At 67.3% G+C, this 22,182-nt stretch carries 15 protein-coding genes and 1 pseudogene; 6 read left to right on the forward strand and 10 right to left on the reverse strand.

The annotated features are described in order from the left end of the window. Window positions 1-54: 54 nt before the first annotated feature. The 3 genes from ACXI0U_RS17785 to ACXI0U_RS17795 all read left to right on the forward strand — a co-directional run bounded on the left by ACXI0U_RS17785 (window position 55) and on the right by ACXI0U_RS17795 (window position 4,186). Complete coding sequence (locus ACXI0U_RS17785) at window positions 55-1,479, forward strand: gamma-aminobutyraldehyde dehydrogenase (RefSeq protein ID WP_479550616.1); 1,425 nt, start codon at window positions 55-57, stop codon at window positions 1,477-1,479. Between the two features lie 300 nt (window positions 1,480-1,779). Further along, window positions 1,780-2,256: an ester cyclase gene (locus ACXI0U_RS17790; protein WP_043240261.1), complete on the forward strand. Its 477-nt coding sequence runs from the start codon at window positions 1,780-1,782 to the stop codon at window positions 2,254-2,256. 67 nt (window positions 2,257-2,323) lie between these two features. Beyond that, window positions 2,324-4,186, forward strand: coding sequence for an NAD(P)-binding protein (locus ACXI0U_RS17795; protein ID WP_479550617.1), 1,863 nt, complete (start codon window positions 2,324-2,326; stop codon window positions 4,184-4,186). A 233-nt stretch (window positions 4,187-4,419) separates the two neighbouring features. On the opposite strand, the gene ACXI0U_RS17800 is transcribed toward ACXI0U_RS17795, so the two are convergent. Both ACXI0U_RS17800 and ACXI0U_RS17805 read right to left on the reverse strand, forming a co-directional pair. Then, a complete protein-coding gene (locus ACXI0U_RS17800) occupies window positions 4,420-4,989 on the reverse strand; it encodes a DUF4166 domain-containing protein (protein ID WP_479550618.1) in 570 nt (189 codons plus the stop codon). Next, window positions 4,986-5,357 carry a hypothetical protein gene (locus ACXI0U_RS17805; protein ID WP_265169622.1) on the reverse strand — a complete coding sequence of 124 codons (372 nt, stop codon included), beginning with the start codon at window positions 5,355-5,357 and terminating at the stop codon, window positions 4,986-4,988. Before ACXI0U_RS17805 ends, ACXI0U_RS17800 begins: the two co-directional genes overlap by 4 nt. Before the next feature lie 485 nt (window positions 5,358-5,842). Here ACXI0U_RS17805 and ACXI0U_RS17810 point away from each other — a divergent pair, with 485 nt between their 5' ends. Beyond that, window positions 5,843-7,012, forward strand: a complete 1,170-nt coding sequence (locus tag ACXI0U_RS17810; RefSeq protein WP_111264892.1) for an integrase core domain-containing protein — start codon at window positions 5,843-5,845, stop codon at window positions 7,010-7,012. Window positions 7,013-7,540: 528 nt separating this feature from the next. Here the strand turns inward: ACXI0U_RS17810 and ACXI0U_RS17815 are convergent. The 3 genes and pseudogenes from ACXI0U_RS17815 to ACXI0U_RS17825 all read right to left on the reverse strand — a co-directional run bounded on the left by ACXI0U_RS17815 (window position 7,541) and on the right by ACXI0U_RS17825 (window position 10,696). Next, window positions 7,541-8,404 (reverse strand): methyl-accepting chemotaxis protein, encoded by an 864-nt coding sequence (locus ACXI0U_RS17815; protein ID WP_374981941.1) that lies wholly within the window; start codon window positions 8,402-8,404, stop codon window positions 7,541-7,543. Further along, window positions 8,396-9,166 (reverse strand): annotated as a pseudogene (locus ACXI0U_RS17820) (MCP four helix bundle domain-containing protein); the annotation flags it as partial. The pseudogene ACXI0U_RS17820 and the gene ACXI0U_RS17815, both read right to left, overlap by 9 nt. A gap of 150 nt (window positions 9,167-9,316) precedes the next feature. Next, window positions 9,317-10,696 carry a choice-of-anchor Q domain-containing protein gene (locus tag ACXI0U_RS17825; protein WP_431482585.1) on the reverse strand — a complete coding sequence of 460 codons (1,380 nt, stop codon included), beginning with the start codon at window positions 10,694-10,696 and terminating at the stop codon, window positions 9,317-9,319. A gap of 329 nt (window positions 10,697-11,025) precedes the next feature. Here ACXI0U_RS17825 and ACXI0U_RS17830 point away from each other — a divergent pair, with 329 nt between their 5' ends. Further along, window positions 11,026-11,820, forward strand: a complete 795-nt coding sequence (locus ACXI0U_RS17830) for an SDR family NAD(P)-dependent oxidoreductase (protein ID WP_021217190.1) — start codon at window positions 11,026-11,028, stop codon at window positions 11,818-11,820. 392 nt (window positions 11,821-12,212) lie between these two features. On the opposite strand, the gene recJ is transcribed toward ACXI0U_RS17830, so the two are convergent. Continuing rightward, window positions 12,213-13,928, reverse strand: a complete 1,716-nt coding sequence (gene recJ, locus ACXI0U_RS17835; protein ID WP_021217191.1) for a single-stranded-DNA-specific exonuclease RecJ — start codon at window positions 13,926-13,928, stop codon at window positions 12,213-12,215. A gap of 88 nt (window positions 13,929-14,016) precedes the next feature. Continuing rightward, window positions 14,017-14,556, reverse strand: a complete 540-nt coding sequence (locus ACXI0U_RS17840) for a YaeQ family protein (RefSeq protein ID WP_021217192.1) — start codon at window positions 14,554-14,556, stop codon at window positions 14,017-14,019. A 189-nt stretch (window positions 14,557-14,745) separates the two neighbouring features. Here ACXI0U_RS17840 and ACXI0U_RS17845 point away from each other — a divergent pair, with 189 nt between their 5' ends. Beyond that, on the forward strand, window positions 14,746-16,428 hold the full coding sequence (locus ACXI0U_RS17845; protein ID WP_479550619.1) for a hypothetical protein: 1,683 nt from the start codon (window positions 14,746-14,748) through the stop codon (window positions 16,426-16,428). Window positions 16,429-17,105: 677 nt separating this feature from the next. Here the strand turns inward: ACXI0U_RS17845 and ACXI0U_RS17850 are convergent. From ACXI0U_RS17850 to ACXI0U_RS17860, 3 genes are all read right to left on the reverse strand, one after another. After that, window positions 17,106-18,281, reverse strand: coding sequence for a GGDEF domain-containing protein (locus ACXI0U_RS17850; RefSeq protein WP_479550620.1), 1,176 nt, complete (start codon window positions 18,279-18,281; stop codon window positions 17,106-17,108). A 180-nt stretch (window positions 18,282-18,461) separates the two neighbouring features. Then, window positions 18,462-21,191 carry an AAA domain-containing protein gene (locus ACXI0U_RS17855; protein WP_479550621.1) on the reverse strand — a complete coding sequence of 910 codons (2,730 nt, stop codon included), beginning with the start codon at window positions 21,189-21,191 and terminating at the stop codon, window positions 18,462-18,464. A gap of 297 nt (window positions 21,192-21,488) precedes the next feature. Further along, on the reverse strand, window positions 21,489-22,178 hold the full coding sequence (locus ACXI0U_RS17860; RefSeq protein WP_021217059.1) for a phospholipase D-like domain-containing protein: 690 nt from the start codon (window positions 22,176-22,178) through the stop codon (window positions 21,489-21,491). Window positions 22,179-22,182: the final 4 nt, after the last annotated feature.

Consider the following 22,182-nt stretch of genomic DNA (forward strand, 5'->3'; position numbering starts at 1 on the left):
CCGGGTGGCGGGGGCTCCAACCCGGATCAGCGAACCCCGACTGGAGGATTCACCATGCAGACCAAACTCTTGATCAACGGCCAACTGGTCGCCGGCGAAGGCGCCGCGCAAGCCGTGCTCAACCCCGCCCGTGGCACCACCCTGGTGGACATCCCCGAAGCCAGCGAGGCCCAGGTCGACGCCGCCGTGCGCGCCGCCGACGCCGCCTTCGACGCCTGGTCGCAGACCTCGCCCAAGGACCGCTCCGCCCTGCTGCTCAAGCTCGCCGACCGCATCGACGCCGGCGCCGAGGAACTGGCGCGCCTGGAATCGGACAACTGCGGCAAGCCCTACGCCGCCGCGCTGAACGACGAGCTGCCCGCCGTCGCCGACGTGTTCCGCTTCTTCGCCGGTGCCAGCCGCTGCATGAGCGGTTCCGCCGCCGGTGAATACCTGCCCGGCCACACCTCGATGATCCGCCGCGACCCGGTGGGCGTGGTCGCTTCCATCGCCCCCTGGAACTACCCGCTGATGATGGCCGCGTGGAAGCTCGGCCCGGCCCTGGCCGCCGGCAACACCGTTGTGCTCAAGCCCTCCGAGCAGACCCCGCTGACCGCCCTGAAGCTGGCCGAGTACCTGGCCGAGATCTTCCCCGCCGGCGTGGTCAACATCGTCTTCGGCCGTGGCCCCAGCGTCGGCGAACCGCTGACCACCCACCCCAAGGTGCGCATGGTCTCGCTCACCGGCTCGGTGGCCACCGGCTCGCGCATCATCGCCGGCACCGCCGACACCGTTAAGCGCATGCACATGGAACTGGGCGGCAAGGCCCCGGTGATCATCTTCGACGACGCCGACATCGACGCCGCCGTGGAAGGCATCCGCACCTTCGGCTTCTACAACGCCGGCCAGGACTGCACCGCCGCCTGCCGCATCTACGCGCAGAAGGGCATCTACGAGACGTTCGTCGAGAAGCTCGGCGCCGCCGTCTCCACCCTCAAGTACGGCCTGCAGGACGACGCCGACACCGAGCTCGGCCCGCTGATCACCGAGCAGCACCGCGAGCGCGTGGCCGGCTTCGTCGAGCGCGCCGCCGCCCAGCCGCACATCCGCATCGTCACTGGCGGCAAGAAGGTCGAAGGCCCCGGCTTCTTCTTCGAGCCGACCGTGATCGCCGACGCCCAGCAGGACGACGAGATCGTCCGCCGCGAGGTCTTCGGCCCGGTGGTCTCGGTCACCGCCTTCGACGACGAGGCGCAGGTGCTGGCCTGGGCCAACGACTCCGACTACGGCCTGGCCTCTTCGCTCTGGACCGCCGACGTCGGCCGCGCCCACCGCCTCTCCGCGCGCCTGCAGTACGGCTGCACCTGGGTCAACACCCACTTCATGCTGGTCAGCGAAATGCCCCACGGCGGCGTGAAGCTGTCGGGCTACGGGAAGGACATGTCGATGTACGGACTGGAGGATTACACCGCCATCCGCCACGTCATGTTCAAACATTGACCCTGAGCTGTTGCGCTAGGCCAGGCGTTGTTGGAAGCCGGCTCGAAATGCTCATGTACAAACGTACATTCCGCTTTCTCGCCGTCTTCCGCCTAGCCTGGCCGTCGCTCACGACGCCCAGCCGCTCAGCGTTCCGCACGCTTTTCGTGGGAGCGAATTCATTCGCGATCCGGCCCGCAGGGCCGGCAGGTAATCGGCTGCCCGCTGCGCGGCTTTCGCGAATGAATTCGCTCCCACAGGTTCCTGCTCACCACCGGCTCTGCTTCACAACCGCTGCACCCAAACCCCAGGAGAACCGAAATGCGAACCACCCTGCGTAGTTTCAGCTTCATCCTGCTGTGCGCCGCCACCGGCCTGGCCCAGGCCGCCGGCGATGCCAAGTCCGTAGTCGAGGGCTACATGGCTGCCTGGAATGCCCACGATGCCGACAAGGCCGCCACCTTCCTCGCCGAGGATGCGGAGTACTTCGACGCCACCGTCGGCACGCCGCAGAAGGGCAAGGCCGCCGCCCGCGACAACGTCATCAAGGTGTTCATCGGCGCGGTGCCGGACCTGAAGTGGAGGATGACCAGCGAGCCCATAGTCGGGCCCGACGGCATCGCCTTCCAGTGGGAGTTCAGCGGCACCAACAGCGGCGCCTGGGGCGCGGAAACCCCGGCCACGAACAAGCCCCTGAAGTTCGAAGGGGTGAGTTTCGTGCGCATCAAGGACGGCAAGATCGCCTACCAGGGCGACTACTACGACGCCCTGGGCTTCAATAAACAACTGGGCTGGTAAGCCCGACGTGGCGCCCGGCACGACCCGGGCGCCATGCATAAAAACGACAACGCCTTGCAGGTACACCATGACCATCACCCGCCGCGACTTCCTCAACGGCGCTGCCCTCGCCATCGGCGCCGGACTCACCCCGCTGCAGCTGCTCCAGGCCGCCCCCTCCGGCCGCTACTACCCGCCCGCCCTCACCGGCCTGCGCGGTAGCCACCCCGGCGCCTTCGAGGTGGCGCACCAGATGGGCTGGGAGAAGAAGGTGTTCGACACCGACGGCCTGAAGATCGAAGAGGAGTACGACCTGGTGGTGGTCGGCGGCGGCATCAGCGGCCTCGCCGCGGCCTGGTTCTACCGCCAGAAGAACCCACAGGCGCGGGTGCTCATCGTCGAGAACCACGACGACTTCGGCGGCCACGCCAAGCGCAACGAATTCCAGGCCGGCGGGCGGATGATCCTCGGCTACGGAGGCAGCGAGGCCTTCCAGTCGCCCAAGAGTCTCTACAGCACCGAGGTCAACGGCCTGCTCAAGCAGCTGGGCGTGGATATCGACCGCTTCGAGACCGCCTTCGACCGCGACTTCTACCCGGGCCTGGGCCTGTCCCGTGGGGTGTTCTTCGACAAGGCCGGCTTCGGCCAGGACAAGCTGGTGACCGGCGACCCGACGCCCATGGTGGCCGACGACATCGCCCCGGAAAAACTCAACGCCCGCAGCTGGCGTGCGTTCATCAATGACTTCCCGCTGCCCGAGGCCGACCGCCAGGCGCTGATCGACCTGCACGAGGCGCCCCGCGACTACCTCGCCGGCAAGAGCCGCGAGGAGAAGGAAGCGCACCTGGCCAAGACCAGCTACCAGGACTTCCTGCGCAAGGACGTGGGTCTGAGCGAAGCGGCCACCCGCTACTTCCTCGCCCGCACCAACGACTTCTCGGCCCTGAGCATCGACGCCGTGGCCGCCGCCGACGCCTACTCGGTGGGCTTCCCCGGCTTCGCCGCCATGGACCTCTCCCCTGTCAGCGAAGAGGCCAAGGCGGAGATGGAAGAGCCGTACATCTACCACTTCCCCGACGGCAACGCCTCGCTGGCGCGCCTGCTGGTGCGCGGCCTGATTCCGGCCGTGGCCTCGGGCAAGGGCATGGACGACATCGTCCTCGCCGACTTCGACTACGCCAAGCTCGACGAAGCCAGGAGCCCGGTGCGCCTGCGCCTGAACAGCACCGTGGTCAGCGTGCGCAACCGCGACGGCGGCGTGGACGTCGGCTACAGCCGTGGCGGCCAACTGCACCGCGTGCGCGGCAAGCACACGGTGCTGGCCTGCTACAACATGATCATCCCCTACATCCTGCGCGACCTCTCCGCCGAGCAGACCCACGCCCTGGCACAGAACGTGAAATTCCCGCTGGTGTACACCAAGGTGGTGATCCGCAACTGGCAGAGCTTCCGCAAGCTCGGCGTGCACGAGATCTACGCGCCGAACCAGCCCTACAGCCGGGTCAAGCTCGACTACCCGGTGGACATCGGCGGCTACCGCCACCCGCGCGACCCGAACCAGCCCATCGGCCTGCACATGGTCCACGTGCCCACCAGCCCGAACATGGGTATGGACGCCCGCACCCAGGCGCGGGTCGGCCGCACCAAGCTCTACGCCATGAGCTTCGAGCAGATGGAAAAGGCCATCCGCGACCAGCTCCAGGCCATGCTCGGCCCGGTCGGTTTCGACCACCAGAAGGACATCCTCGGCATCACCGTGAACCGCTGGTCCCACGGCTACGCCTACTTCGCCAACAGCCTGTTCGACGATGAGGACGAGAGCGAGAAGCTGATGAACCTGGCCCGCACCAAGGTCGGCAACGTCACCATCGCCAACTCCGACGCCGCCTGGAGCGCCTACGCCCACGCGGCCATCGACGAAGCCTGGAGGGCGGTGGGCGAGCTGGGTTGATCGTCAACCGATGAAGAGGACGGGCTCCCTGATGGAGCCCGTTTTTTATGGGGCTTGCAGGGTTTCAGGCATAACGCGGTGCCTGGTTCGACTCCGCCCGGAGGTAAACAGCGACCTCCACACAACGGTCAGCCCCTCCGGTGGGGACGCATCTGCAGGGGCGACTTCAGTCGCCAAGCGGCGCGCAGCGTCGCCGCTCTTCCTGTGGGAGCGAATTCATTCGCGATCGGACTTCACCCCGCCTCCACCACCACCGCCGGCACCAGTTCCAAACCACCGCTATAGGACAACAACGTCCCCAACCCCGGCAGGGAGAAGCCGACGAAAAAGTGATAACGCCCGTCTTCGATGCGCTTGTAGGCGGTGGTACGCGGCAACAGGAACAGCGGCACACGGAGGCCACGCACCCAGGCCGCAATCGGCACCCAGCGCCAGCCGCCGTCGTGGCTGTCTACCTTCAGGGCCAGGCGCAAGGCACCGGTGCTTTCCTCCCAGTGCCCATCCGGCCAGTGCCCCACGGGGCGGAACAGGGAAACCAGGGTGGCGGATTCGCCGAAGCGCCGATTCCAGTGCAGGCCCGCCTCGTCGCTGTGGATATCCACCCGCAAGGGCACCCGTCGCGCCCCCAGGGGAAGCCCCAGCTTCGCCGCCAGCCGGCGACCCAGCCAACCGGCAAGACCGCTGCCGGTCGCCAGCTCCACCTCGCCCTGGAGCACCCCGCCCTGGCGGTGCAGCTGCTGCAACAAGGGGTGCAGCCCGGCGAAGCCCGCGCCGAACCAGCGCTCGACCAACTCCGCGCTCATCGCACAGCCAACTGGCGGCGCACGGCCTCGTCGTTCAGCTCATCGCCGATATGCACCCGCACCCGGCGGCTGCCGATGCCGGCGCCGAGCTCATGGAAGATGCGCTCCTCCACCTGGGACAGGCCGCCTTCGATCATCTCCATGGGGTGCACGAGGATGGTCGGCGCCATGGACATCCACTGGCCACGCAGCATCAGCTTGATGGCCTGGCGCAGCGCGACACGGGCATCGTTGAACTGCCCCACCAGCAAGCGCTCGGTGCTGAAAGTGGCATGCACGTCCTGCTCACGCTGGGCCACGAGTTCGCGGATCAGCATGCGGTTGCGATAGACCCGGACGTACAACATCGGCTTGAGAAGATCGAACACCATTACTCCTTGGAACGCTGTGAAAACCACGCCAACCCGGCGCCCGGCAACGCTATGCCGCCGCCAGGCCGCTTGTCCAGAGGCCTACAGGTGTTCGTCCGTGGGAGTGGGAGATGGTTCCCATGCCGGGAAGCGGTGAGCTGAGACCAACCCCAACGAAGCGCAGAACGGCTCCGTAGGTTGGCGCCGAGCGCAGCGAGGCCCAACACAGCGATGGGCCATGATGAAACCGCTCGGTGAAACGTTTCGCGAATGAATTGGCTCTGTCTGCGTTAAGTGTTGCTAGAAGAATTGAGCCCAGCTGATTGCCGAGCTCTGATGATGTTTCTGGTTTCGCCCCCCCCCCGGGCGAGTCCCTTTTTTCAATCGCCAAAAAAGGAACCAAAAACGCTTGCCGGTATGACTCACCCACATAGGTGACAAATCGGTTCAACCACATGGGTTACAGTTTTTAACCTAGCGGGGTTCCCTCAGGAGGGTGCCCCATGCCTTGGCGAGAGCTGAAACCTATGGACGAAAAAGTATTGTTCATCGCTGATTACCTCAGGCAGGTGAGCAGCTTCACTGGGCTTTGTGAGCATTTCGGCATTAGCCGCAAGACAGGCTACAAGTGGGTTGAGCGTTACAAGCAAGCCGGCATGCAAGGGCTTGCCGAGCAGAGCCGAAAGCGTCACGAGCAGGAGCGAACTCCTTATGTCATTCGCGAGTACATCCTCGACTTGCGACGGCGCTCGGAGGTTGAGCTAGGGCCCAAGAAAATCCAGGCGCTGGTTGAGCGACGTTACCCCGGGCAGAGTCCCTCCAGGACCACGATCTACACCATCCTCAAACTGGAGGGCCTTATCGCCCCCCGACGAGTTCGCCGCCGGGTACCGAGTTATCCAAAACCGCTGAAGACGACCCACGAGCCCAATGAGCTCTGGAGCGCAGATTACAAAGGCCAGTTTCTGACCCAGGACGGTAAGTGGTGCTACCCCCTGACGGTTATGGATCATGCCAGCCGATACCTCCTGGCCTGCGAGGGCATGGCAGGGACACGACTGGAGGAGACCAAGGCAGCCTTTGAGCGGCTGTTTCGTTGCCATGGACTGCCACTGCGCCTGCGGACCGACAACGGAACACCGTTTGCCAGTACGGGCAGAACTGGCCTGACCCAGCTATCGATCTGGTGGCTACGTCTGGGGATCATTCCGGAGCGCATAGCCCCGGGGCGGCCTGAGCAGAATGGGCGGCATGAGCGCATGCACCGGACCTTGAAACGAGCAGTCACCCAGCCTGTGGCGGCGCACATGGCAGAGCAACAGCAGCGCTTCGATGAGTTCATTCAGAACTACAACCAGCAGAGACCTCATGAGGCCCTGAAGCAGCAGACACCCAGCCAGTGCTACAAGGAGTCACCACGTACTTATCCAGAACAGTTGCCGGAGCTGACGTATCCGGGCCATGTCGAAGTCTATCGGGCAGATTGCAACGGCATCCTCAATCGAAGGGGACTACGTATCTACGTAGGGCACCTGCTCAAGCACGAACAGATTGGATTGGAGCAGATTGGTGAAGAACTCTGGGCCGTGCATTTCGGCCCGGTTGTGATTGGTCGCGTAGATGAGCAAGAGCAGAAGGAGGGTTATCTATCCTTGAAAGTGTCACCCATGTGACTGAACTCTTTTGTTACCCATGTGGTTGATCCATACATGCCCCGTCATCCGGCCCCGGCTTCGCCGGGGTTCCCTCACTCCATCGTCGTTACTCGCTACGCTCGCCCTTCGGGCCGCACTGCAGTGCGTTCGCCGCAAGCGTCGTCTGGGGGCCGGCGCGATGGGCCATCCATGGCCTGGCGCGCCTCTCGCGGCATCCATGCCGCTCGTCCCCCGGCGCAACGACTGCGTTCGGCCTCCTGGAGGGGCGTTGGCGGCTGCTCCAACTTTCTTCGCTCAAATCCACACATTGATGTGCGCACCAACCCAACGTGCACGTAACGGCGGCTTTCGTAGGATGGCGTAGAGCGAAGCGAAACCCATGCTGTGGCGGTGGCAGAAATCCTTTGGTGCCCGGAAAGCACCGTGCTTGAGCACTTGCATTAAAACCACAACAGCTAACGCCGACAGAGCCAATGAATTCGTTCCCACCGGGAGAGGCGGCGCGGGGCGAATGAATTCGCCCCTACGGTCGCCCCGGAAATCGCCTTACACGCTGAAGCGTGCCACCAGCCCTTTCAGGTCCACCGCCAGGCGCGCCACTTCGCTGCTGGCGACCGTGGTCTGGTGGGCGCCGGCGGCGCTCTGGATCGACAGGTCGCGGATGCTCATCAGGTTGCGGTCCACCTCGCGGGCGACGTGGGCCTGCTGCTCCGAGGCGGTGGCGATCTGCAGGTTGCGCTCGTCGATGGTGCCCACCGCTTCGGTGATTTCCTGCAGGGCGCGCCCGGCCTCGTCGGCGGACAGGCGCGTGGCCTGGGCCTGGCTGTTGCTCGCCTGCATGGCCTGAACCGCCGAGCCGGTGCCGTTCTGGATGGAGGCGATCATCTTCTCGATCTCCAGGGTCGAGGTCTGGGTGCGATGGGCCAGGGCGCGCACCTCGTCGGCCACCACGGCGAAGCCACGGCCCTGCTCGCCGGCCCGCGCCGCTTCGATGGCGGCGTTGAGGGCCAGCAGGTTGGTCTGCTCGGCGATGGCACGAATGACGTTGAGCACCTGGCTGATGTCCACCGCCTGCTGGGCCAGGCCCTGCACCTGGGCTTCGGTTTCCTGCACCTGCACCGAGAGGCTGCGGATCGCCTCCAGGGTTTCAGCCACGCGCTGGTTGCCCAGGTTCGCCGCTTCGCTGGACTGGCGCGCCGAGGTGGAGGCCGAGGCGGCGTTGCGGGCCACCTCCTCCACGGCGGCGGTCATCTGGTTGACCGCTGCGGCGGCCTGCTCGATCTCGGAGTTCTGCTGCTGCAGGGTGAGGCTGCCCTGCTCGGTGACGGTGGTCATTTCCTCCGCCGCCGAGGCGAGCTGGATGGAGGAATCGGAAATCTGCCGGATGGTCTGCCGCAGGTTCTCCTGCATCCGCTGCAGGGCTTCGCTGAGGCGCGTGGCCTCGTCCTGGCCGCTGACCTCGACGGTGCGGGTCAGGTCGCCCTTGGCGATGGATTCGGCGAAGCGCAGCGAGTCGCCCAGGGGCCGCACGATGCTGCGGGTGAGGGTCATGGCCAGGGCCACGGTCATCGCCAGGGCCAGCAGCACCGAGCCGATGACGATGTTGATGCTGGTGTCGTAGGCATCGCTGGCGGCAACGCCCGAGCGCTTGACGCCAGCGGCGTTGAGGTCGATCAGCTTGGTCACGTGCTGCTGGTAGGTCGTCGCCAGGTCGCGTTGGCCGCCGTTGGCCCAGAGCAATGCCTGGGCGGGGTCGCGGCCTTGCAGGTCGATCAGCTTCTGCAACCCAGCCATGTAGGCCTGCAGGGCCTGCGCCGAGCCATCGAACACGCGCTGCTCTTCGGCACTGGTGATCATGTTACGGCGATAGTGCTCGCTTTTCTCGGTCAGGGTCTGGCGCGCGCTCTGCAACTGGTCGAGCGCGTTGCGCTGTTCGTCGGGGGTGGTGCTGGCCAGCAGCCGCAGGCTCTCCAGGCGGACGTGCAGCAGGCTGGTCTGGATGTCGTTGGCGGTCTGAATGGAGGGTAGCCAGTTGGTCTCGATGTCCTGTTCAGCACCCCGCAGCACATGCATCTGCTGCCATGAGAAACCACCGAGGACGATCACCAGCAGGGTGATCAGTGCGAAACACAGGGAAGCGCGCGAAGCGATGGTGATGGATCGTATGGACATGGCAGTACCTGCGGGTTGGGGTCTCGCCAGCGTCCCTGCCAATTCGGATTGCAGCTCCAGTCTTATCAGCCGAACCGGGCCGATCCTGAAATTGCTTTTTCCAATCGATGCGTCAGGTTTGAAACAATTTGCAAAAAATCCGCCTGTGCCTCAGGGCTTGGGCCGCTCATAGGCACCCAGGTCGCACAGCGCCATGCCGTCGCCATCGCCATCCCGTGGCCGCATGGAACCGCGCTGGTCCTGCCGGGTGCAGGAGCCGACGCCGGTGTCCACCGCCGGGCTGCGCGGGCGCAGGGCGTGGGTCGGCAGGCTGGAACCATTGGCCGCCAGCGGGTAGAGCACCCGGGTGAAGGCCTCGGCATCGTTGACATGGATGTCGGCGGTGCAGTTGCCGGTATCGGTGCCCAGCAGCAGGCCACTGGCCTGGTAGCTCGTCGTATCACCGCCATTGGCGCAGTTGGCCGGGCCGATGGATTCGTTGCCGTTGCCGACAATCAGGCTGTTGCGAACCGACAGACGGCCATGGTTGAGCAGGCCGAGGGTGAGGTTGTCGGCGATGGTGACGTTGACCAGTTGCAGGCTCGGCGTACCGGCGAACATCGGGTAGTCGGAGCCGTTGGCAACCACGGCGTCGTAATCCCCCTCGCCGTTGGCGTTCTTCCCGGAGACGGTGACGTTGGTCAGCCTGAGCACGCCGTTGCCGTCATTGCGGATGACCACGCCGGGCCCATCGGCGCGGTGGTGGAGGAAGGCGCTGCGGGCCACGTCGGCAGTGCCGGTGTTGAACAGCGCGCCGCCCAGGGCGACCACGTCGTCGCCGTTGGTGACGTTCTCGCTGAACAGGCTGTCGCGCAGGGTGAGCAGGCCGCCGTTGAAGATGGCCCCGCCCAGGGCGCGGCCGGAGTCGCCGAAGTCGGCCCGGTTGCGCTCGAACACCGAGCTGTGGACTTCCAGGGTGCCGCGGTTGGAGATCGCGCCGCCGTCGCCATCGTAGAAGCCGAAGCTGGCGCGGTTGTCCTGGAAGGCCACACGGCGCACCACCAGGTAGCCGAAGTTCTCGATGGCACCGCCGTTGCTGGTGGTGTAGCCGTTGCGCAGGGTCAGGTCCTGGAGCAACACGGTGACGCCGAGGTCGATCTCCAGCAGGCGGTCCAGGCCCGAACCGTCGATGACGCTGGCACCCACGCCGGCACCGACCAGGGTCAGGTTGCCGGCCCGCACATCGAGGTCACCGTTGAGGTTCTGGTCCTCGTCGAGGATCTCGCCCTCCTCCCCCATGGTCGGCGGCAGGGTCAGGGCGTAGATGCCGGCGGGCAGGACGATGCGGTTCTTGCCACCCAGGCGGTTGGCGGCTTCCACCGCGTCGCGCAGCGTGCAGTCGGCATCGCAGAGGCCGTCGAAGCCGTCATCGGTGCGGGTGACCTGGAAATCCCGCGCCATGCCGAGGGTCGGCAGCGCGAGCAGGGAGGCGAGCATCAGCGAGGTGGCCAGGCGCGGCCGGGTGAGGGTGCGGGTGCGGGGCTGGGTCATGGCGAGTTCCTTTCGGCGGGGGCCGGTCATTGGCTACGCAGCGGCGGCCACTCGGCTGCCACGTCGACATGGTCCGCATCCGCGTCCTGCCATCCTGGCGACCACGGGGCAATTGACCGGCCGCTGCGGCTGCGGTTCACGGCCGTTCATCAGCCCGGAGCCCACCGGCCATGCCACCCGTCAGCTTGCGGTCAGCGGCCTGGAATCCTTTCGTCGCTCCGCTTGAATGACTCTGATCCTGTGCTTGACAGTTAAAATTATAGTCATAATATAAATCGTGAATTACACGCATCATATAAACATCCCCCCCTCTTCCCGGAGACACCGCAATGAGCTCGCACAACCTCAAGGGCACCGCACTGATCACTGGCGCATCCTCCGGGATCGGCGCCACCTACGCCGAACGCCTGGCCCGCCGTGGCCTCGACCTGCTGCTGGTGGCCCGCGACCAGAAACGCCTCGACGAACTGGCCAAACGCCTCGGCGGCGAATACGGCGTGAAGGTGGAAACCCTCAAGGCCGACCTGACCCAGCGCGCCGACCTGCGTGCGGTGGAACAGCGCCTGGCCAGCGATGCCGCCATCAAGGTGCTGGTGAACAACGCCGGGGTGGCGCAGAACGGCCAGTTGGCCGATGCCGACCTGGACCAGATCGACTCCATGATCGAGCTCAACGTCACCGCCCTCACCCACCTCTCGGTGGTCGCCGCCAAGCGCTTCGGCGAGGCCGGCGAAGGCGCGATCATCAACCTCGCCTCGGTGGTCGCGCTGATCCCCGAGATGTTCAACGCCACCTACAGCGCCACCAAGGCCTATGTACTGAGCCTGACCCAGACGCTGAACCACGAGATCGCGCCCAAGGGCGTGCAGGTGCAGGCCGTGCTGCCGGGCATCACCCGCACCGAGATCTGGGAGCGCTCCGGCATCGACGCCGCGCACCTGGACCCGAACATGATCATGGAAGCCGGCGAGATGGTGGACGCCGCGCTGGCCGGCTTCGACCAGGGCGAACTGGTCACCATCCCCTCGCTGCCCGACGCCGGCGACTGGGCCGCCGTGGTCAGCGCCCGCACCAAGCTCGGCCCGAACATGTCCCGCAGCAGCGCGGCGGCGCGGTACAAGTGAACACTGCTGGTAAGGCCCGGAAACGGCGGCGCTGCGCGCCGCTTGGCGACTGAAGTCGCCCCTACAGCACTGCCGGGCTGACGCGCGGAGATGACCGCTGCGTAGGGTGGAGGTCGCTTTTTACCTCCACCGGGCGGCGTCGAACGTGGCACGCGGCTGTGCCGGGACACGGGAGTTCGGCAGGACTTCGAAATGGCTGGGGGTCGGAGAAACGGTGGGCTGAAGCGCCACCCTACGCCCCCTTACCCACCCTGTACCGCCGGCGCAATCAGCGTCGAACGTGGCACGGGGAACATCGCCCACTCCATGCGCAACCAGCCGCTCGAAACCCCGCACGGTGGATGGATGAAGCGTCATCCACCCTACACAGCCGTCATCACCGTGCAGGGGGATCAGCGTGGTGCGATGTGCGCCACCATCAGTTGCACGCTTTCCTGCCCACGGTATTCGTTGACGTCCAGCTTGTAGGCCACTTCCGCCCAGCGCACGGTGGGGTTGGGCCATTGGTCGCGGTCGATGTTGAAGGCGATGCCGTCCAGCTGCACCGAGCCGCATTCGGTCTTCAGCACCAGCTTGAGGTGGCGCTCGCCCACCAGGCGCTGCTGCACCACCTGGAAGATGCCGTGGAATACCGGCTCGGGGAAATGCTGGCCCCAGGGGCCGGCCTGGCGCAGGGCGCGGGCCAGTTCCAGGTGGAACTCCTGGATGCTCAGCTGGCCGTCGGAAAGCAGGCGGCCGGTGAGGTCCTCCTCATCCAGCTGGCGGCGCACCTCGGCGTCGAAGGCCGCAGCGAAGGCGCCGAAGTTTTCCACAGGCAGGGACAGCCCGGCGGCCATCGCGTGGCCGCCGAACTTGCTGATCAGTCCCGGGTGGCGCGCGGCCACGGCGTCCAGGGCGTCACGGATATGGAACCCCTGCACCGAGCGCGCCGAGCCCTTGAGCAGGCCCTCGCCGGCGTCGGCGAAGGCGATGGTTGGGCGGTGGTAACGCTCCTTCATGCGCGAGGCGAGGATGCCGATCACGCCCTGGTGCCAGTCCGCCTCGAACAGGCAGAGGCCGAAGGGCAGGTCTTCTAGGGGCAGGTCCTTGAGCTGCGCCAGGGCTTCGCGCTGCATGCCCTGCTCGATGGCCTTGCGGTCCTGGTTGAGCTGGTCGAGCTGCACCGCCATGTCGCGGGCCAGGGCCTCGTCTTCGCACAGCAGGCATTCGATGCCCAGGCTCATGTCATCCAGGCGGCCGGCGGCGTTGAGGCGCGGGCCGAGGATGAAGCCGAGGTCGGTGGAGGTGATGCGTGCCGCCGGGCGCCCGGCGACTTCCAGCACCGCCTTGAGCCCGGCGCGGGCACGGCCGGCGCGGATGCGTGCCAGGCCCTGGTGCACCAGGATGCGGTTGTTGGCATCCAGCGGCACCACGTCGGCGACGCTGCCCAGGGCCACCAGGTCGAGCAGCTCGGCGAGGTTGGCATCCGGGCGGCCGGTGCGGGTGAACCAGTCCAGCTGGCGCAGGCGCGCGCGCAGGGCCAGCAGCACGTAGAAGATCACGCCGACGCCGGCCATGGCCTTGCTGGGGAACTCGCAGCCCGGCTGGTTGGGGTTGACGATGGCGTCCGCCGCCGGCAGTTCCGGGCCCGGCAGATGGTGGTCGGTGACCAGCACCTTGAGCCCGGCCGCCTTGGCCGCCGCCACGCCGTCGACGCTGGAGATGCCGTTGTCCACGGTCACCAGCAGGTCGGGGCGACGCTCCAGGGCCACGGCGACGATCTCCGGGGTCAGGCCGTAGCCGTATTCGAAACGGTTGGGCACCAGGTAGTCGACATGGGCCGCGCCGAGCATGCGCAGGCCGAGCACGCCTACGGTACTGGCGGTGGCGCCGTCGGCGTCGAAGTCGCCGACATAGAGGATGCGCTGGCGCTGTTCCAGGGCCTGCACCAGCAGTTCAACCGCCGCGTCGATGCCCTTGAGCTGCTGGTAGGGGATCAACCGCGCCAGGCCCTTGTCCAGCTCGGCGGCGGACTGCACGCCACGGGCGGCGTAGAGGCGGGTCAGCAGGGGCGGCAGGTCGCCGAGGTCAGGCAGGGTGGCGGGCAACGGGCGGGGATCGATACGCATGCGGCTCAGTCTTCAGGCTTGCGGGGCGGGGGCGCCGCCGTGGAACAGGGGGCCGCGCGACGGAGCCGGCGGCCGCGTGGGGCAGCGGTCAGCGTTCGCCGGCCAGCCACTCCAGGGGAATCTCGTGCTGGCCACGCTCGTCGGTGATGAACAGCTCGCCGTCACTGATCATCACGCTCCAGTTGATGGCGCGCGGCATATCCTTGGCGAGGTTCTCCAGGGCTTCCTGGTCGACCCCCACAACATTGATGTTCTTCAGGCTGCGCACACCGTCGAGCACCTTGGTCTGCCATACACGCAGGTTGCCGTAGGCCACCAGGCTGAAGCGTTCGGTGCGACGCGAGCACCAGGTGATGCGTTCGGCATCCGGCTGGCCGACTTCGATCCAGTGCAAGACGCGGTCGTCGAGGCTCTTCTCCCACAGCGCCGGCTCGTCGACGTCCGACAGGCCACGGCCGAACGCCAGCTGCTCGTGGTACCAGAGCGCGTAGGCGATCAGGCGCACGGCCAGGCGTTCCTCGGTTTCCGAGGGGTGCTTGGCGACGGTGAAACGCAGGTTCTCGTAGACGCTGCGATCGAGGTCGGTGAGATTGAGGTCGACTTTGTAGGGCGTCGCTTGCAGGGCCATGTGCGGGCTTCTTGGTTAGGCGAAAAGGCGGCAAGTCTAACCCGAAACCCGGCACCGCGCCCGGGCGCCGTCCGGCCGTTCGGCACCCGGAAATGCGCTCGGGTTCCCAGCCCGCGCGACTCGGGGTTGCCAGCCCGGGCCGGGCCCCTTTATAAGCCGCCCCGGTCCGCACTTCAGGAAAGGAAGCCAATGGAAGCGTTCATCATCGTGGCTGGCATCGTGGCACTCCTGGCCATCGCCCTGTGGCGCTCGGCCCGACGCACCCACGCCCCCCGCGTCAGCGCCGAGGGCGCCGCACAGATCAACCGGGTAGCCTTGCTCACCCTGCTCGAACCGCACCTGGGCCACCAGTTGGCGCAGCGCCTGGACGGCGAGGCACGCCAGTTGGCCATGCACCAGGTGGCCCCGGCGCTATTGCTCGCCGGCGACCGCGACCTGGCGCTGGGCGCCCTGGCCGAACTCACGGCCGGCTATCGCCAGTCCGCCCTGGAGGCGATGCTGGAGAACCAGCTGGAACAGACGGGCGCCCTCGCCGCCCTCGACCTGCTGGAAGCCAGCGCCAGCCCCCTGCCCGAAGCCCCCCTGCTGAGCATCCCGCTGATGGCCGCCGCCGGCCGCCGGGACCAGGCGCAGCAGTTGCTCGACAGCGTCACCGCCGGCCAGGAAGGCCAGGTGGGCCAGGCCCTGTCCGTCCGCCAGAACCTGCTGCTGGCCGGCCTGCAACGCCAGCTGGAGCGCCCCGAAGCCGCCGACCGCAGCCTGGAGCGCGCCCGCGCCATGCTCAGCGTGCCGGTGCAGGACGCGCCCGCCGACTTCCAGGCCCTGCTGCGGGAATGCCTGGCCCAGGAACGCCTCGACCTGTTCACCGAGCTGGCCGTCGCCCCCGACGCGCTGCTGGCCAACGACGCCATCACCCTGCTGCTGGCAAGCAACCGCGAAGCCCAGGCCCTGGAGCTGCTGGCGCGCCCGGACATGCCGCTGCATGCCCTCGACTGGCACGAGCTGCTGCGCTTGGCCCTGGACAGCGAGCGCCCGCAACTGGCCGAACGCCTGCTGGCCCTGGCCCCCGAACAGATGCACCTGGAGCTGCTGGCCGACCTCATGGCCTGGCACGCCGGCCATGCCGATACCGCCCGTGCCGACACCCTGCTGCGCGCCAGCGGCCTCGACGGCAGCGACGCCACCTGGCTGCGCCTGGAGCTGGCCGGCCGCTGCACCGAGGCCCAGCCGGCCTGGAGCGCAGCATTGCTGCACCAGGGGCTGGAGGCCATGGAGGCGGTGGATAACGAGACCGATTGGATACGCCTGCGCCTGCTGGCACTGCGCAGCCGGCTGCAGGGCGAGGAAGCCCGCGACCCGGCACGGATGACCGCCGACCTGGAGGAATTCGACGCCCTGCGCCAGCAACTGGACTGGGATGAACAGTTGGACCAGGCCTGCCACCTGGCCCGCCTGCAGCACCAGCTGGGCTTGCAGGATGCCGCCCTGGAGACCCTGGAAAAGGCCGTGGCGCTCTGGGAAGCGCAGGAAATCGACGACCCGGACGAACGCACCTGGTACCTGGAAACCCTGGCCGAAGCCGCCATCGCCCTCGACCAGATCGAGCGCGCGACCGCCCTGCGCGATCGACTGCTGGAGCTGGACGGTGACAGCCGTGGCCTCGACGCCACGCTGCTGCGCCAGCACATCGACCAGGGGCGCTACCCGCAAGCCATCGCCCTGCTCGACCTGCGCAACCTCATGGCCCCCGAGAACCCCCTCGCCCGCCTGCGCCAGGCCATCGAACGCCTGCGCCCGGAAGCGCCGCAGCGGGCCGACGAGTTGCAAAGGGAGTTGCTCGATGCCCTCGCCAACGGCGCCCTGGGCACTTGAAAAAACTAGCTGCGTTGCCATCGCAGCGTTGAAGCCAGGCCAAAAAATGCTCATTTACAGCACGTAAACTGCGCTTTTCTGGCCTGTCTTCGCCTTGCGCTGACTGCCTCGCTGACGTTTTTACCCCCTATGCCAGGCGCTGCGCGCCGCTTGGCGACTGAAGTCGCCCCTACACAAAGCGCTCGTGCCACCGCTGGAACGTGACCGCTGGGTGGAGGTCGCTCTTTACCTCCACCAGGCGGAGTCGAGCCCAGCACTGCGGCAATGCCTGGACCCCGCATTGATGGGTTTCGCGGAGCTCTACCCATCCTACGAGTCTGAAGTCGCCCAGGGACATGACCGCCGTGTAGGGTGGAGGTCGCTTTTTACCTCCACCAGGCGGAGTCGAGCCCGGCACTGCGGCAATGCCTGGACCCCGCATTGATGGGTTTCGCGGAGCTCTACCCATCCTACGAGTCTGAAGTCGCCCAGGGACGTGACCGCCGTGTAGGGTGGAGGTCGCTTTTTACCTCCACCAGGCGGAGTCGAACTTGGCACGCGGTAATGCCTGGGACTGCGCATTGATGGGTTTCGCTCCGCTCTACCCATCCTACGAATTGGCCCTGTAGGTCGGGTGCAACCCGACGCATGCGTCTTGAGCCCGTTTTTAACGCCGCGATGGCCACGCAGGTCGTTTTTCAACTGCCCCGGGCGGGGCGGGTGGGAATGGCGGCGTGATAGTGCTCCACCCGGTTGCGGCCCTGGTTCTTGGCCTCGTAGAGCGCCTTGTCCGCCAGGGACAGCAGGCGGTACAGCTCGTGCCCGGCCTGGGAGGAGGTGGCGATGCCGATGCTGACGCTGAGGCGGCCCGGTCCGAGCAGGTCGCTTTCGGCGAACTCGCGGCGGATGCGCTCGGCCACCAGGGTGGCGGTGGCCGCATCGGCATCGCTCAGCAGGCAGGCGAACTCCTCGCCGCCGATCCGGCCGAACACATCGTGCTTGCGCATGCGTGCCGAGGTCACCGCACAGAAGCCCATCAGCACCTCGTCGCCGGCCGAATGGCCGAAGGTGTCGTTGAGCTGCTTGAAGTTGTCGAGGTCGCAGAGCAGCAGCGCCACCGACTCCTTGCGCGCCGCGCAGGCCTTGAGCAGCGCCTCGCCGGAGGTCATGAAGGCGCGGCGGTTGCCGATGCCGGTGAGCGGGTCGCTGAAGGCGGCGTGCTTGTACTGCAGCTCGGTGCGCTCCTTGACCATCGCCAGGGTGACGAAGGCCATGCCGATGCCGTAGAGCAGCGTCTCGAACACCATCACCGCGAAGAAACCGGTGCTCTGCCCGTCCACCGCGGCCTGGAACGGCACGCCCCGGTCCACCACCAGGCGCACGCCGTAGGTGACGAAGTGGATCAGGTGCAGCGCCAGCGCCGGCTTGATGGACACCTGCAGCGCGTGCCGCGCGCGCCACAGCTCCAGGCCGGCGAGCAGGGTGTAGCCCAGGGTCAGCGCCGTGCTGACGAAGACCCGAGCCGGCAGCGATTCATAGAAGGCCGGCACGGCGCAGAGCACGGCCCAGAGCAACGGCCCGGCGAGGATTCCCGGCAGGTGCGCGCGGCGCCCGGCGAACACGCGCATGGCCGTCCAGTTCATGGCGCAGCTGAACTGCAGCACGATATTGCCGAGGAGGATGGGCACCAGGTCGATGTTCATCCCGCGCAGGCTGCCGAGCACCGTGGCCAGCGCGCCGAGCAGCAGCATCAGGCTCAGGTAGCCGAGGGTGGGCTCGGGGCTGCCCCGGCGCCAGGCGCGGCCCGCCAGCAGGCCGAGGAGCATGAGGATGTAGACGTCGACCAGCACCAGCGTGGGGATGTTCAGCGCCATGACGCCACTCCATGGCGGACGATCGCCGCCCCGGAGAGGGTCGGCGGGCTGGAGTGACGAGCGAGGGCGTGCATGGTGATACCGGAAAGGGCAGCGAATGAAAATGTGACTCGCGTCGCACTTTACGCGTAACCGTGTGCGCCCGCCACGGCCTGCCGTCGGCCAATGGCCAGCCGCCATTCACAGCCGCATCAGCAAAGCCTCCAGGGCCACCTGGGGTTGCAGCGTCCATACCGCGTAGCTGAGCGGGATCATTTCCAGCCCGGCGCGCGCCAGCACCTGGTAGCGCTCCAGGTCGAAGACGTCCTCGCTGGCGCCGGGGTAGCCGATCAGGTCGATGGCCAGCACCCGCTCGCCGCGCTGGCAGAACAGGTCCAGGCAATGCCCGGCCACCGGGTAGCCGGACCAGACGCGCACGCCCTGCCCTTGCAGCGCCTCCGCCACCTGCTGCTGGAAGGCATCCACCGCCTGGCCGCCGTGGTCATGGCCCTGGCCCTGTTCCAGGCGTTCCAGGTAGCGCCGCAGCAGGTGACCGGGGGCGAGCTGCCGCTCGTCGCCGCTGAACAGCAGCATCTGGTGCTCGCGGGCGCGGGTGATGGCGACGTTGAACATGTCTTCGCGGTTGAGGTAGTGGGCGGCCTGGGCGCCGGCAGCGTCGATGGCGAAGCTGAGGATCATCAGGTCGCGCTCCTCGCCCTGAAAACCGTAGGGCGTGGCCACGCGCACGCGGAACTGCGCCAGCAACTCGCCCGGCAGGCGCTCGGCGAGCAGGCGGCGCAGGTGCTCCACCTGGTCGCGGAAGGGCGAGAGCAGGCCGACGCTGGGCTTGATCTGGCTGTCGCGGTAGCGGCCGACATGCTCTTCGAGCAGCGCCAGGGCACGCTCCGCCTCCACCGGGTTGTGCCCCGCCGGCACGCGCTGGCCTTCCAGCCGGTGCAGGCTGAGGCTTTCGGCGGCGAGTTGCTCGGGGCGCTCCTTCATCACCCGGATGCGGCCGTTGTAGAAGGCCTCGTTGCTGAAGCGGATCAGCGCTGGGCGGCCACGGAAGTGTTCGTCGAGGAAGGTCAGCGCACGCTGGCTGGCCAGGCGCTCGCCCACCAGGTCGAGCAGGCTGTTGTCGCGGTAGCTCCAGGCCTGCTGGTCGCTCTCCGGCAGTTCGGCGCGCTGCAGCAGCTGGCGCTCCTGGGCGCGGGAGAGGAAGGACACATGGCGCAGCTGGCGGCTGTCGCCGGCCACCACCGCGCGCTTGCAACGCTGCAGGGCCGGCAGTGCGCTGGCGATGTCGCACTGGGTGGCTTCGTCGATCACCAGTACGTCGAACAGCCCCTCGCGCAGCGGCAGCACCTTGTGCAGGTCGTCCAGGCTCACCACCCAGATGGGGAAGGCGGCGAGCAGGCGCGCCGGGTCGAGCTCGTCGAACAGCGATTGCTGGCGCTGCGAGCTGCGCGCGCGGATCGCCTGGTTGTAGCGCACGAAGGTCTGCCGGTCGCTGTCCAGCAGGCGTTGCAGGCGCTCCACCCGCAGGCTGTCGATGTACTGGCGGCTGTGGGCCTCGCGGCGGCGCTGGCAATCGCGCAGGTCGTCGAGTATCTGCCAGTGGCGCACGCTGCCGCGCACCCGCCGCTCGACCCAGGGCACCTGCAGCCAGCGCTGCCAGAAGGCCAGGGTGCCGCGCTCGGCGCGCACCAGCAGGCCGCTCCAGCGCAGGGCCTGGCGGCTGCGCTTGTCGAATGCCCGGGACAGCGCGGCCTCCTCGTCCAGCAGGTCTTTCAGTGCCCGCTGCTGGCGGGCCACGGCGCCCTCCTCCAGCGGCGGCAGTTCGCCCTGCAGCAGTTGGTCGAGGCGCGCACGCAGGGTGCGCAGCAGGGATTGCTCCTCCACCTGCAACACGCCGTCGCGCAGGCCGAGGTCATCACGCAGCTTGTCGGCGATCACCGTGACCGCCTGCTGGCTGCGGCTGACCAGCAGCACGCTCTCGCCCTGCAGGTGGCGGTCCAGGGCCAGGGCAGCCAGGGTGTAGCTCTTGCCGGTGCCGGGTGGCCCGGCGACGAAACTCAGGGGGTAGCGGGTGGCGTTGGCCAGGGCCTGGCGCTGGGCCAGGCTGAGGGAGGCCGGCAGGGCTTCCGGACGGCTGGGGGTGCCGAGGGTCGCGCCCGCTTCACCGCCCACCTCAGCCCCTGCATCTTCACCGAGCAGTTGCCGCAGTGCCGGCGAATGGCGCTCCGCGCCCTGCAGCAACTGCAGTTCATGGAGGATGCCGCGGCTGCCGGCACCGCGCTCGGCCAGGGCCACCAGTGCCGCCGAACGCAGCGACAGGCGCTGGGCAGCCATGGCCTTCTTCAGGGGCGCGGCGTCTTCCAGGGCGGGGAAGGCGGTGGCCGGGAGCACCTCGCCGACCACGGTGAAGCGTTGCAGCCAGGCCATCAAGTCGGCCAGGTAGTGATCGTCCAGCGCGCCGCTGGGCAGCGGCAGGCTTTCCAGCCCCTGCTCGGCGTCGGCCTTGAGCAGCTGGCGCAGCAGGCGGCGGTTGAGCTGGGGCTGGGCCAGGTCGATGGCCAGGCTCGGTGGCGCGCCCTCGCCGAGGCTTTCCAGACGCGCTTCGAAATACACCAGCGGCGCGCAGTGGCGCACCGCCTTGCCCTCGGCATCGCTGCGCCGCCCGCATACCGGCAGCACGCCGTAGATCAGCTGCAGCTCGCGCTGGTAGAGGTTCTGCTGCTGCAACAGGTGCTCGCCCAGCTCGGCGGAGAGCGCGGCGAAGGGCATGGCACCGCTGGCCAGTTCCTCGCGCCCGTCCAGCCAGCCCCAGCGCTCGGCCTTGAAGGTGCTGACATCGTCCAGTTGCAGTTCGCGGCTATCGGCCTGGTAGCAGGCGCGGTAGAAGGACAGGCGTTTCGCGATCGACGGCATGGGGCGTCCCGAGGCGGTTTCCAGCGGCGCATTGTGCCGGAATCAGGGGGTTGGGCTGAATCGGTTGGTGCGTGTTTTGGCGATGGGTTGGGGATTGAGGCGTTCGGGAGCGTCGAGGCTGCGGGGTGAAAGCGGTGGGCTGAAGCGGAGCGCCGCCCGGCCCACCCTACGCGCTGCCCCCTAGGTCGCCCCGGTACAAGCAGGCGGTTTCGAGCCTGGTACATCCGTGATGCCTGGGAGTCCGTATTGATGGGTTTCGTGCCTCTACCCATCCTACGAGAGCGGTGCCGCGCTCAATCAGCGCGGGGCGTAGCGTTTCCACAGTTGTTCGAACTCGGCCTGGTAGCTGCCGACCAGGTGCGCGTTGTCGATCACCAGCAGGTTTTCCTCGTTGCTGGTGCTGGCGCTGCGGGTCCAGTTGAAGCTGCCGTTGAGCAACAGGCGGCCATCGAACAGGGCGAACTTGTGGTGCATGTGGAAGGGGCTGTCGTCGATGCGCAGGGGCACGCCGGCGGCCTGCAGCTGGCGGATGTCGCTGCCTTCGTCGAAGAGCTTCTCGTTGTCGCTGATCACCCGCACCGCAATGCCGCGCTGGTGGCAGGCGAGGATTTCGCTGCTGAGCTGGTCGTCGGAGATGGTGTAGACGCAGATGTCCACGCCCTGCCGTGCCTGGCGCAGCAGCTCGCGGATCTTGCGCCGGCATTCTTCGCCTGGGCTGAAGTGGGCGCTGGCGATGTTGCGCACCGGCGCGGCGCTGACGTCCAGGGTCTTGATCACCTGCTCCAGCCACTTCAGCGCCGGCAGGGTGTTGGCGGCGTCGGCCAGGGCCAGCTCGCGCACCAGGTCGAAGGCGCGGTTGCGCAGGTAGCGCACCTGGTCCGGGCCCAGCTCGGTGCCCAGTTGGCGCAGTTCGTCGCGCTCCTCGTTGCTCAGCTTCAGGTCCAGCAGGCTGTCACGCAGCTGCTGGTCGAGTCCGTCGAAATCCATGGAG

This window comes from Pseudomonas sp. C9D1, assembly GCF_056491235.1.

Coding starts and splice junctions, on each gene's coding strand:
- ACXI0U_RS17845 (WP_479550619.1), top strand. CDS start 14,746: ATGGAAGCGTTCATCATCGTGGCTGGCATCGTGGCACTCCTGGCCATC.
- ACXI0U_RS17825 (WP_431482585.1), bottom strand. CDS start 10,696: ATGACCCAGCCCCGCACCCGCACCCTCACCCGGCCGCGCCTGGCCACC.
- ACXI0U_RS17810 (WP_111264892.1), top strand. CDS start 5,843: ATGCCTTGGCGAGAGCTGAAACCTATGGACGAAAAAGTATTGTTCATC.
- ACXI0U_RS17830 (WP_021217190.1), top strand. CDS start 11,026: ATGAGCTCGCACAACCTCAAGGGCACCGCACTGATCACTGGCGCATCC.
- ACXI0U_RS17855 (WP_479550621.1), bottom strand. CDS start 21,191: ATGCCGTCGATCGCGAAACGCCTGTCCTTCTACCGCGCCTGCTACCAG.
- ACXI0U_RS17795 (WP_479550617.1), top strand. CDS start 2,324: ATGACCATCACCCGCCGCGACTTCCTCAACGGCGCTGCCCTCGCCATC.
- ACXI0U_RS17860 (WP_021217059.1), bottom strand. CDS start 22,178: ATGGATTTCGACGGACTCGACCAGCAGCTGCGTGACAGCCTGCTGGAC.
- ACXI0U_RS17800 (WP_479550618.1), bottom strand. CDS start 4,989: ATGAGCGCGGAGTTGGTCGAGCGCTGGTTCGGCGCGGGCTTCGCCGGG.
- recJ (WP_021217191.1), bottom strand. CDS start 13,928: ATGCGTATCGATCCCCGCCCGTTGCCCGCCACCCTGCCTGACCTCGGC.
- ACXI0U_RS17840 (WP_021217192.1), bottom strand. CDS start 14,556: ATGGCCCTGCAAGCGACGCCCTACAAAGTCGACCTCAATCTCACCGAC.
- ACXI0U_RS17790 (WP_043240261.1), top strand. CDS start 1,780: ATGCGAACCACCCTGCGTAGTTTCAGCTTCATCCTGCTGTGCGCCGCC.
- ACXI0U_RS17815 (WP_374981941.1), bottom strand. CDS start 8,404: ATGCAGGAGAACCTGCGGCAGACCATCCGGCAGATTTCCGATTCCTCC.
- ACXI0U_RS17785 (WP_479550616.1), top strand. CDS start 55: ATGCAGACCAAACTCTTGATCAACGGCCAACTGGTCGCCGGCGAAGGC.
- ACXI0U_RS17850 (WP_479550620.1), bottom strand. CDS start 18,281: ATGGCGCTGAACATCCCCACGCTGGTGCTGGTCGACGTCTACATCCTC.